The organism is Methylomonas sp. Kb3 (assembly GCF_002834115.1).
Classification (GTDB): domain Bacteria; phylum Pseudomonadota; class Gammaproteobacteria; order Methylococcales; family Methylomonadaceae; genus Methylomonas; species Methylomonas defluvii.
On the sequence record NZ_PIZT01000013.1, the window covers coordinates 1 to 12,403 of the forward strand.

Annotated in this window: 8 protein-coding genes; 4 read left to right on the plus strand and 4 right to left on the minus strand. The window is 45.3% G+C overall.

Going from position 1 to position 12,403, the window contains the following annotated elements:
• Window positions 1–840: 840 nt before the first annotated feature.
• Window positions 841–1,749 (plus strand): DNA/RNA non-specific endonuclease, encoded by a 909-nt coding sequence (locus tag CWO84_RS09880; RefSeq protein WP_101052443.1) that lies wholly within the window; start codon window positions 841–843, stop codon window positions 1,747–1,749.
• Window positions 1,750–1,787: 38 nt separating this feature from the next.
• On the plus strand, window positions 1,788–2,096 hold the full coding sequence (locus tag CWO84_RS09885) for a DUF3761 domain-containing protein (protein WP_205800361.1): 309 nt from the start codon (window positions 1,788–1,790) through the stop codon (window positions 2,094–2,096).
• A gap of 760 nt (window positions 2,097–2,856) precedes the next feature.
• Here CWO84_RS09885 and moaA read toward each other — a convergent pair.
• The 4 genes from moaA to CWO84_RS09910 form a co-directional block, all read right to left on the minus strand.
• The gene (moaA, locus tag CWO84_RS09895; RefSeq protein WP_240618015.1) at window positions 2,857–3,891 is read right to left on the minus strand and encodes a GTP 3',8-cyclase MoaA; all 1,035 of its coding nucleotides are present in this window, start codon (window positions 3,889–3,891) and stop codon (window positions 2,857–2,859) included.
• Window positions 3,892–4,223: 332 nt separating this feature from the next.
• Entirely contained in the window at window positions 4,224–4,775 is a 552-nt protein-coding gene (locus CWO84_RS09900) for a carboxymuconolactone decarboxylase family protein (protein WP_101052445.1), read from the minus strand.
• A gap of 36 nt (window positions 4,776–4,811) precedes the next feature.
• Window positions 4,812–5,846 (minus strand): IS630 family transposase, encoded by a 1,035-nt coding sequence (locus CWO84_RS09905; protein WP_101052446.1) that lies wholly within the window; start codon window positions 5,844–5,846, stop codon window positions 4,812–4,814.
• 89 nt (window positions 5,847–5,935) lie between these two features.
• On the minus strand, window positions 5,936–8,164 hold the full coding sequence (locus tag CWO84_RS09910) for a molybdopterin-dependent oxidoreductase (RefSeq protein ID WP_101052447.1): 2,229 nt from the start codon (window positions 8,162–8,164) through the stop codon (window positions 5,936–5,938).
• A gap of 1,794 nt (window positions 8,165–9,958) precedes the next feature.
• Here CWO84_RS09910 and CWO84_RS09920 point away from each other — a divergent pair.
• Together CWO84_RS09920 and CWO84_RS09925 are read left to right on the plus strand one after the other, a co-directional pair.
• Window positions 9,959–10,699: a hypothetical protein gene (locus CWO84_RS09920; RefSeq protein WP_240618016.1), complete on the plus strand. Its 741-nt coding sequence runs from the start codon at window positions 9,959–9,961 to the stop codon at window positions 10,697–10,699.
• 47 nt (window positions 10,700–10,746) lie between these two features.
• Window positions 10,747–11,664, plus strand: a complete 918-nt coding sequence (locus CWO84_RS09925) for a poly(3-hydroxybutyrate) depolymerase (RefSeq protein WP_101052448.1) — start codon at window positions 10,747–10,749, stop codon at window positions 11,662–11,664.
• The last annotated feature ends 739 nt before the right edge of the window (window positions 11,665–12,403 follow it).

Below are 12,403 nucleotides of genomic sequence, written 5' to 3' on the forward strand. Positions count from 1 at the left end.
GCCCAGCAAGTCCAGAAGGCGGAGTACGAGACCAACTTAAGAACCTGTCTTGGCAGTTACCCGGCTCTTTGTAATCATGCCCTGCTCAGCACGGAACAAGTCCAGAAGGCGGAGGAGTACGGGAAAAGTGCCATCACAGGAATACACGATGCATCGCCTTCAAAGTATAGCTCTACCGTTCCGGTTACTAAGATACAAAACCAGCCTTATTTGGCACCTAGCTATACACCACAACAACCACACCCGTCCGATGCTCCGCTTTGCGCAGAAAACGGGTCTTGTTATGGCGACATTAGTCCCATTACCGGACTGCCAAAGACCGTCAACGTACATGGATATTTTCGTAGAGATGGAACGTATGTTAGAGGGCACTATAGAAGCCACAGATAGACGCTTCAACACCTAATTGTAGGGACTTGCAATCGAAAACGAGCTAATCAGCAATCAGCAATCAGCAATCAGCAATCAGCACAATTTTTGACCGGAATTAAATGGTGTTCAAACCGACATTATCTGCAACTGAACCTAATAACGTTGCCGCCGACCGGCAATCATCCAGCGCAAACCTGAATTATTTGAAACTGAAATTATGTCACTGGCCATCAGCGGCAGCCGGCCATTTTCTGTCATCCACTTGTTTCAGCTCGATGTCTTCTGAAAGCCGGAAACCCGCCGTTCTATTCAAAAATTGAGCTGTAGGGATAACAGCGCAATTATCATGTCGTATACGAAAACTCGTCGAAACTGGCTAAAATTGAATCAGCCAATGACACGGCATCAATTCCGCTTTGGTTGATAAGCTTATCGATCTATTCTTTTGCACCCGTTCGGAGCGTCTGCATGCACATCAAAACCGCTGGATATTGGCTAACTGCCAGCATCCTGGCTCTGGCCGTTCAAACACCCGTTTCAGCCCATCCCGGCGGTGTCAATAGTGAAGGCTGCCATACCAATCGCAAAACCGGCGAATATCACTGCCATCCCGAGCGAGCAACAAGAGCGCCAGCAACATCGAAACCGATCGCCCAACCGAATTTACCGAAAGTCGTACCAACACCAACACCCACCGAATCGATAGCGACGGCAGATCACATTCTCAAACTGGATTACCAGGGTTTTACTGTCTGGCTGGATTGCTCGAAACGCGGTCCGATTAAGTTTCGGTACACAGCTCAAAGGGATTCCGGCAATTTTACACGGTACCCGGATTTCTTCCTTGATCCCAATGTGCCCGCAGAATGCCAGCAAACATCAGCCAAAGCCTATGGCCACGGCTATGACCGGGGGCATCAAGTACCGGCGAACCATCTAGATTATTCAGACGAGGCCATCAAGCAAACCAATTTTATGACCAACATCCTGCCGCAAACACAGCAGATGAACAGGGGTGCTTGGGAACGCACCGAGGAAATTATCGAATGTTACCGTGACATCGACGAGCTCCTGGTCATCGGCGGCGTGATCTGGGGCAACAATCCAGCGGATGACTATTTCGTCAAATCGCATGGCGTCAAAACGCCGGATGCGTTTTGGAAGGTTGTGATTCGTGGTGCCGGCCAAGACGAACGGGCTATCGCTTGGATCGTCCCGAACAGCACCGATGCCACGAAGAAAAATCTGGATCGCTATTTGGTCAGTGTGGACGAAATCGAGCGGGTGATCGGCGAAACCATTCCGGTCGCGGATTACGCCAAGCATGATAAACCTAGTGCATCCTGGGTCATTCCGCGCGGATGTAACAAGGGGTAAAATGGATTATTTGGAGGACATCATAAAAGGACGTGTCCATGAATAAAAAAGCAATTCTGCTGCTGGGCATGCTCGCCGTTTCGGCCATTCAAGTACCTGACGCATTTTCAAAAGAGCGAGCGCCCTCAATCAGCATTCAGGCTGATGACCTGAACGAGAACGATTTAGTGGAGCACCGCCACTACACGAATAGAAGTGGAAAGGCAGTCCATTCTCCGGCGCATTCAAAGACAGGCGCCATTCCTGGAGGTGCAAGCGCCCAATGCCGCGACGGCAGTTATTCTTTTAGCCAACACCGCCGGGGTACATGCTCACACCACGGCGGAGTCTCGCAGTGGCTTCACTAGTCGCTTAGGGAGGCTGGATCGACTCGTTCAAAAAATGAATGCGCACTACCGGCCGATTGTGTTGAAAAAGTCCCTTTTGTGAAAAATGCGGTATTTATTGAAAATATTTAGCTATAAAAAAAGATTGTTACAAGATTTACTGGCGGCAAAATTACCCCAAACCGACTTTTTCAACAAAATCGGCCAATAGCCGCCGACCGGGGTAACTAGCCAGTTTCAGTAATTAAGGCATCCTGTACACTGGTCGACTGTCCGGTATTCGGCGAGCAAATTGACTTTATCACTGAGTCACTACGGCCTTTTTCGGATGCCCGGAACTGCATATTGGATGACGCGTCAATCTCTAAAGCTGTCATTTGTAACAATTCGCATAAAAAGATGTAGGGGCTGAAAATTTACACATCATTTCAATCTATATCCCCCTTCTAGTGTCACGGAAATGCCTTGCGCAAGCAGGTAGAGTTCATGCTTACTGCAAAAGTTGCCTTTGCCGATGGCTATGGCAGCTAAAAAATTCACACATCGATGCACCCTCACCAAATACTTCGATAGCATTGGAGGTAGCTTGTTGGGTATCGAATTCGCGTGTTCTAATGACTTTTGTATTGGTATAATCCGTTTGGTACAAAATAAGTCGATGAATATCACTAAGTCAATAGCTAGTCGGTTTGCACGAGATGCGAACTCTGATGCAATGAAACCAGCTGAAGTAACAGTGTTCAAAATTCCCAATATAAAAAATCTTGTTTAATTATTTCCATCATCCGCCTATCTGTGCCATTGACAGATGATTTTTTGAAAAATGAACTTTTTGCTGAGTCCGGTGTTGCGATTCAAACCCGTCTTTTGCTCTTTTGGCTACAGCATCTCTAATTGCCGTTTTTATTTCTTTATCACTTTTTCCTGAGCGCAGCATGTCTTTTAAATTAACGGCTCCATGATCATAGAGACAGGTTTTGAATGTACCGTCGGGAGTTATCCTTAAACGGCTGCATGTAGAACAGAACGTTCTAGAGTGACCGGCGATGATTCCAATTTCCCCCCTAAATCCCGGGATATCAAAAAGCCTGGCAGTGGAACGCATTTGAGGATGTTCGACCATTTCGGGGAAAAATTTCTGCAACGTGCCAATAATTTCATCTGCAGAATAAATTTCGCCTGAAAAGCCTCCGCCATTAAATGACATTTGTTCAATAAAACGGACTTCGACTTTGTATTTATTGGCCAACATCGCAAAATCAACAATTTCATTGTCATTGACGCCTTTGAGAACTACCATGTTCAATTTAATATTCAGGTCTGTTAGTAAAATCTTATCGATGCTATTCCGCACCCGTTCAAAATCATCACGGCGGGTAATTTTATAAAAAACGTCTGGCTTTAACGAATCAAGACTGATGTTAACGCTACCTATTTTTATTTTTTGAAACAATTCAATCGTGTTTTCTATAAAATAAGCATTCGTCGTTAAATTGATTGTTTCTAGTTTTTCATATTGATTAATTTTGGTTAAAAAATCAGGTAGCCCTTTACGAACAAAAGGCTCGCCACCGGTAATGCGCACTTTGGTTATACCTAAATCCAGAAATAGTCCAAGCAGGTGTTCCATTTCCTGAAAACGCATAATATTATCCCGAGCTTTAAGATCGATCCCTTCCTTAGGCATGCAATAGGTACAACGGAAATTGCAGCGATCAGTTACGGCGAGGCGCAAGTAATTTAAATGACGTCCCTGGGGATCAATCAGATTGGAAGCTGTTGAATTTTTTGGATGTGTTGTATGTAAATAATTCACGCTCGTGACACTCCTTTCAAAGCACGGGCTCTCTCAATATGTCGACTAAACCTTGGCTGTAACATAGATAATGATTTAATCTGTCCCCAACTATTGGTTACCGTTTCAAGAAAGAGCAGCTGTATTTAGACCCCCGAAGATTTCAAACCTCGTAGATCTAGCTCTAACACTTTTGTCAATTCTTAAGTTGGTAGCCTCAATATTGAAAATAAGAAAAGAGCATCCTTGCTCTTAAAGAGGCGCTTTACTACGCCTGATTAACTTGTGTGTTACAAATGTATAAAGCTCTGCTTACTTATCAAATTGAAAGGAATAACCCGCATTTCAATTAGTTAAGCAAGTAACTTTTCTACGTTTTCAGCCCATCCGGAATAACCGATGGTAGGCAAGACCGACGCTCCTGTTTCACGCGCGGTGTCCGCATCAACATCTATACCGACCCCATTGACAAACCGGTTCATAAAATTAACTACGCAACAGATACCAACCACATCCATAAAGGCTTGCTCATTCCAGCCTGCCGCATAGATGGCATTAACATCGTCCTTAGTCACTTGTGTTGGCGTTTGGGTGAGTTTTTTGACATAGCTAAATATCGGTTTGAGCTTTGCATTTTGGGTATCAAGATCAATCTCCATATTACCGATTGCCGATTCATCAATTCCGAGCGCCGTAGCTGCAGGGGCGTGTGAGTGAAAACAAAACTGGCAGGCATTCAATGCGGAAATATAGGTAAAGATAAGTTCGCGTTCGCCGTCAGACAACTGCGATTCTTTCCGCATGATGTCGTCGATCAGGCGGAGAATTAAACTACCTCTTTCAGGGTATAAGTTCATTACGTCGGGAAGATTTGTAACACCTGGGCTGGAAAGTAAAAAAGACATGATTTTCTCCTGTTACTGCTCATAAAGAAAGTATTGTCACTCGCCAGCATATTGACATTCTGGGTGTCTGAAAAAAGATTTCACGACATCGGGGAGTTTCTGTAAGCGATGCATGGCCGATTGGACGAGTTTCTTTAATTCGATTTTATTGTCCGGCATTTGCTTGGCGACGCGCGGCTTGATATACCCCCAGACCTGTTCATCGGGATTGAGCTGTGGCGCATACGGTGGCAGAAAAACCAACTGCAACCGGCCCTGCTGTTGCTCCACAAACGTTTTAACGCTCTTGGCCTTGTGAATCGGATGCCCGTCGACGACCAGCATGATCGGCTGTTCGGCGCCGCGCAGCAGACGTTTCAGAAATTCGATAAACACCTCGGCGGTGACGTTGCCTTCTTGCACCATGAAGCGAAAATCGCCTCGCGCGCTGACCGCAGAGATCAGATTCAAACCGTATCGTCGCCCGGTCGTCTTCACGGTCGGCGTCCGACCGACCGGCGCCCAAGTGGTGCCGGCATGAAAGTCAGAACGTACACCGGCTTCGTCGGCAAAATAAATCACCGCACCGGTGCGTTTGGCTTCAGCTTTCAAGGCCGGAAACTCGTCAGTCTGCCATTTTTCCACCAACACCGGATCCTGCTGCCAAGCCCGATACAAGGGTTTTTGCGGCGTAAAACCCAGCAACCGCATGATTCGCCCCACGCTTGGCGCGGTCAGGCGTTTGCCAAACTGGCGATAGATGACTTCCCCGATTAGCGACAAGGTCCACAAGCCAAACTCCAACTTCATTTGCCAGGGCGTTTTGTCCCGCACGGTCTCGGCGATCCAGCGCATTTCGTCGGGCGTCACCAGCGGTGGGCGTCCGGTAATCTTTTTGGCCAGCAGGGCATTTTGACCGCCCGTTGCAAAATCGGACAACCAACGAAACACCGTGCGAATGTTGACACCCATCGCTGCCGCCACACTGGCCACCGTCTGCCCATTTTTCACAGCCTTGACCGCCTGCTGCCGCATCACTTGCAGAGTATGGTGATCAATTTCTCGGCCGTCTGAATCTCGTTTACATTTCATGAGGATATTATCCCATGAATATGGCTTAACTTATTTTAAGAGCAGTAATGATGGCCTACGAAGCCATGTAGTGGCATTAATTTAAATGTTTAAGCTATATAGCTCGTTCCTTCTGTTCCATCCTCCACTTTATAGACTTTGCAAGCTAGCCCTCTGAGTTGGAAGTTGCCTTGTTCCTTGTCACAGTATTCGTCAGAGTCATGGAGAATGACCGCATCCGCTGATTTCCAAAGACTTGATAACGCGGCTTCTAGTTCTTCACTTCCTGTTGTTTCTGGGTACCACCAACCATGAGGCACTCTGACTACGTTAGGGTGTGTGTCGTTACTAAGCCACGATCTGAGTTTTATTCTCTTTCCGCTAGTTGATTCCACCCATGCCCAATCCCCGTCCGAGAGATCTAAATCGTAAGCCGTATCCGGATGAATTTGCATACGCGGGTCCGGCTCACGGCTACGCAACTCTTTTATTGACCGGCCGAGCCCAAAACTGTGAAACCAATAGTTTTCGCGCATACCGGTGAAAAAAGTCAACGGATGAGTCTTCGCTAACTCCGGTTTCCTCACATGGCTTTCCGGTGGTTCAATCCAACTTGGCAACGGATCATAGCCTAGCTCTTCGAAGATGCTTGAATAGAGCTCAACTTTCCCGCTAGGTGTCCCAAAGCCGGTTTTTTCATACTTCTTGAAAGTTATTTCAGGTGCAGAAGCCCGATCTTGGGTTGATAATTTTTCCCACGTTAAACCCGCAGGCTTTAACCGTTCATCGTAGGCATCTTCCATAGTAGATGGCCAATCCTTCTCTTGCCCCAGACGAACACCAAGCTCGCGCCATAACATCCAGTCGTGCAGGCATTCTTCAGGCGCTTGGACCGATTGTTGTCCACCCTGATATACTGGAATCCAATCCCAGTAATTAAACAGGTTTGGCCTTTCAAGCCAATGAGTAGCGGGCAGAATATAATCGGCGATTTGAGCCGTGGGCGACTTTATAAGATCCATTACCACTAGCAGATCCAGACTCATCAAACCTTCGTATATGTGAGTGGTGTTGGGATAACTGTTTAAGGTGTTGTTGCATTGCGATATAAGTGCCCTCAAGCGATATGGTTTGCCCGTTTTCATTGCCTCCCACATGCTTGCAGGGTGCGCCATCGCGCCACCAGATACCTGGTTTGAGTATTTCTTTCCCCAAACCTTTTCCATTGCCGGGCCGGTCTTTTCGAGTGTTTCCCAACTCAAGAGCTTAAAACGATCTATACCGAGCATTTTCTTTCTCTGCTCCACCGGTAACCTATCATTGAGCTCGAATTCATCATCCGATAAAATTTCCGGATGATAGCCCATCAGCAGTTCGCCTCCGGGCACATCCAGATTGCCGGTGATAGATCTCAATATGGTTAAGGCGCGTAAAGTCTGGGTGCTATTGGCATGGTGATCCGGTACGGCGCCCCAGGGGATCACCGCTGGGCCATTCGTGGCATACATTCGGGCAGCCTCGCGAATCTTATCCGCTGGTGCGCCGGTGATTTCTGACGCCCACTCTGGACTGTATTCCTTCACTCTTTCAGCGAGTTGTTCAAAACCAACTGTCCACTTTTCTACAAATTCTTTGTCATACAGATCTTCTTCGATGATCACATTGATCCAGGCCAATAAATAGGCGCTATCCGTAGCAGGCTTAATCTGCAGAAAAATGTCTGCTTGATCACTGTAACTATTCCGGCGTGGATCTGTGACGATCAATTTTGCGCCTCTATCCAAGGCATCTTTAATCCACAGATACTCAGCCGTCCATCTTTGGGGCCCCGGAGCATGGCCTAAAAGTACGATGCATTTGGTATTGTGAAAGTCTGGAAACTGCCAAAAGCCGTAAGTCGCTTTACTGGGCACTGTGGAATTGGCTAAACATACGTATCCTGTCCAAGTCCAGTTCGGACTCCCCAGTAGATTCATAAATCTTCGTGATGCTGCGCCGGCGTTAGAACTCCAACCATAAGTGCTGCCGATTGTTTCCGGACCGTCTTCTGCTATCAATTGCTTCATCTTATCGGCAATCTCATCTAAAGCTTGCTTTGTGCTAATTTGTTCCCATTGGCCCGATCCGCGATCACCGACTCTTTTCAGTGCGTGTGTTAATCGGTCTGGGTGAGTAATGTATTTATTTGCATTTGCTCCCTTTACGCAGATGGAATTCGGCGTTAGTGGGTGATCTGGATTTTTTTTGATCGATTTCACCAGACCGTCTTCAACAGTGACAAGAAGTCCGCAATTGATATCGCAGGTACTGCAGATGGCCCATTTAGTTTCTTTGCTCATTATTAGTATCTCAAAATTAATTTTTCAGATTAACAATATTATTCAACTAGAATTAGATAATGGCACTAATTCACAGTGTATCTATAACGGACGAATCAATATCGATTTAGTCATACTGCATTACTATGGAATAATGGAAACAACCTATATATAAGACGAGCTACAGTTAAATGCATCGTTAGAATAACTAATCTACCGTATATAATTATTAACCGGCATTACCATATCTGTCGCATAATGCTATATTGGGGATGTCAACTTGTAAAATACAGATTATCTATGCTTAAATAGGCTAAAGCTATTTATTAGATGACGGTGTAGCGGACCTGTTGGTTTTATCTTCGTGACAAAGAGTTTTATAACTTTGAAAAAGGCATATGAAACAGAAGTTTATATACTCTTCTTTCGCTGAGATTGGCTGAGCGGGCTGTTGATTTTATCCATTGTGCAATCGGCATTTATCTGATGAGTCGACGAAGGGATAATTTTTAAGCTATTGTTACGTATGTAAAAAAATATATTTCAAGAAAATTGAACGAATTTAAACCATCCGCCATGCTAACTGCTGGCGTTGGTCGATATTCTGCTAACCACCATGGATGACGATACGTCGCCCTCTATTTCCCCCCGTTCGGGACCCCATTCCGCCTGGGTACCTTCTCCGCGCTAGTGTGCATACAGTTCTTCCGAATAGAATACAGATAGTAGGTTTGGAACCGCGCTAGAAAGTAGAAGTGGGCAAATACCCAGCGAGATCGGTTTGGTTAGTACGAGTCCTGCAGCATCCCATCCCGCAAATGTCATTCTGCATGTTCGATAGGAATGTTTATGAGATAGGGGTTTGGTTTTAACTTTCAGGAAATAAAACTAGCTATTTTTTTATCTAAAAGTCTACCGGCGTTGGTGGCGCTTATCGTTGAATACTGTAGTGGTCAACTTTTTTCGGACACACAAAAAGGTTGTTGATCTGCCATTTTCATTTCATAGCTATTGGATGGCAGGGATGCCAATGACAAAGGCAAGCGCCGACTGTTGTAGAAATTGACGATATAGCCCAGTCACATCGCGGCTGGCCTCGCTGGCGACGCCATGATGGGCCTAATCCCGGTATTCATCTCTGGTGTACTGGCTGCCCCGGCGGGATGTACGATCAACCCAACTGGCGGTCACCGCTGAGCAATAGCCATAAGCAAGGCAGTGTATACCAGCTCTGCCGGCATGCTGATTGTCTAATTCCAGCTGTCGAATCCGATGCTGGTCAGGCGTTACCGGCTAGCAGATGACGGATTGACCCAATTGCTCGGCCTGCACCAGCTTCCGCCAGCGACGCACCGCCGTTTGGCCCAACTTGAGCTCCTGGCAAACCCGCATAACCGTGAGCCCCTGCTCCCGGATCATCTGCACTACTTGCAGCTTGACCCCGCATCAAAACTTCGTCGTTTTTGTTTCATTCTTTTCACCTCAATGGTTGATAGTTTATCAACTTCTTAGGGTGTCCATTTTATTAGGCCACTACATACCAATGTTTCAAACTTTAGCGATGTTTTAGTGGTGGTAAAGTTGAAAAACCTCCAAAAACAAACGCGGTCACCGGGGAATAGCGAATTTCTAGCAATCAAAATTACACTATTTTGAATAGGATATTCCTATTCAATTATAGAAAATAGGTATTTTACTAGTGACAAAAAAAGCGGTTTTATATGGCTAACCTTTTAGAGAGCCATACGACAAACCTATTAGTTCAACAAATTTATTTGCAATTTCCCCGGTGCCCACCGAAATGAAAATTTTTACATGCTTAATAGACGCTACGCCCTACCGGCCGCAAAAAGGGCGGATAAAACACCTTTTATGGATTCCTTGATCAAATCCAAGGCCAATCAAATAGCAGAGTTTTTCAGAATGTGTTCAAAGCAGGGGAGTAAGTTGATGAAAGCTAGTTTTAAAAAACACTTGCCAACATACAGTATTAAAAGCCACGGGTTAAAGTTAGCGTTGATCCTTACTATGGTGGGGCTGATACCGACAAATGCCAATGCACATCGTGGTGCAGCCGACGAAGTCGATGCCTGCAAAACTCGGCTGGGTTTTGAGCAAGTGCATTTAACAGCCTATACACCGACTCTGTCAGGCGACAGGGAATATTGCAATATCATCCCTGGAGTCGGCCCTACCAAACTGGTGTTCGATTACGAAGGTAAAAGCATGCGTAATCTCAGCGTTGAATTTGAGATTACTAAAGAGCCCGAAGGTACAAGGGTTTTTTATCAGGAACCACAAAAAGTTAAAACCGGTACGATGAATGGTTCGGTGGACTTCAGCCAATATGGTGCAGGGCACTATTTGGCGCATATTGCAATAGTAGACAAGGACAAGCACCTAGATTCACACATACCGTTCTCTGTAGGCTTGGAGTCGCTGCCAGGGAAGAGTTACATGCATCTGTTTGTGATTACCGGCAGTTTGTGCTTATTGATCTATGGATTATTTAGGTTGGGACAGCACGATACGACCAGTAACCTCCAAGACACTTAATCGCTAAAGCGGTTTAACTCAATCTGACAAATATGAGAATCACGACTATGAATATCCATCAGTTAAAGTCTTTTCTACCTGAGAGAGATAAATGGCGGAGGGTGTTATTCGGATTACCCGTCGTAGCGGTGATTTTCTTGTTGTGGCTGGATCATCGTGGTACTTCCGTAGAACTGGGGCGGGCTAGCTATCGCCCCCAAATAAATCAGGACCGCTGCCAAACTGATCAGCTTAGCGGTGATTCGGGCATTAGTTACGGCGAATCGACAGAAAACGGCATTAAATATAACGTCCTGACCCCACTGAATTATGATTCTTCTATTTCTCACCCATTATTATTGGTATTTTCCCCAGCGGGTTCGAATCGCGCCAAAACAGAGAAGACGACGGGATTGACCTTACCTGCCACACGCGCAGGCTTCATTGTAGCCTATGTCGATCATCCGGAGTTATCGCCGAGCACCACTGTAGAATTAGGGACGATTCCACATTTGATGGCCAAAAAATGGTGTATTGATGAAAAGCAGGTTTATATCACTGGGCATTCCGATGGGGGCACTTCTGCGATGGCGCTAGCGTTTATGACCGGAACAAGTCACATTCCTCGTGCGATTGCACCTAGCGCCGCCGGTGTTAACTACGAGGATTTACGTGACCGTAAATGTCCGAAGCCCATATCGGTGATGATCATGCATAGCAGCAAGGATCGGCTGTTTCCTGGTTATGGACAGCAATCGTCTGGTTGGTGGGCCTCGTGTAATAAATGCGATCCGATTCCGGATAAACTGGATAATGGTTGTGTTGCCTATACCGGATGTGCAAATGGTGTAAAAACCTTATATTGCGAAGGTGATCAACCACATTCACAGTGGCCTAGGCATGGCAGCCAAATTACTGAGTTTTTTGCAGCTTCTGAACACCTTGTTGGAATTGATCAATTAAAAGACCTGGTTATAGGTAAATAACTAAAAGTTATAAAAGATGTATATCGAGTGCCATTACATATTTTTTTTCATGTACGATGACATACCACTTAGTTAAATTCTTTAACCAAGATGGATAGTTAGCTCTATCAGTTACTTTATGACCAGCAGTATAAGTTCAGAGATATAAATTCTCCGCCAAAGGGGAATGGATGGAATTAATCCTTCGGGTTTTGCTAGTGAAGCTAAGCATCCATCTTGTTTTCTATTGCAATGCATGCTCGTCAATTGAAAACACACGTATTCGCCGAGCGTTTTATGCGTCTTGTCTATTTATGGAAATATATAAAGGTAATAAATTCAATATTAGAAGCAGTTTACAGACCTTCATCATCAATAATACCAGTACATCTGATGCGCGTGTGCTGGGTTTGGGAGCTCATAGCCCAAGCATTTTCTTACCTCTAAGAGAAGAATTTACAACTTGCTCTTTCGCCTAATGGCGAATAGTTGATGAGGGTCTTTTTTAAAGATGCGTTTAGCGATTTATTAAAAATTATTTTCCGTTTTGTAAGACAAATCTTAATACATAATACTCAAAAGTTTCACTATTTTTATAAATTTAGCAATCAGAAATAGATGTAGCTATGCAGCAAGAAAAATTGACTCATGCACAGGAAACTTTGCTTAAGAGATGTGAAAGGCATTGGACGATTCTGCCGGTTGGAAGCACAAATAAAACATTGTCGGTACTTATAAAGAAAAATTACGTTGAAACAAG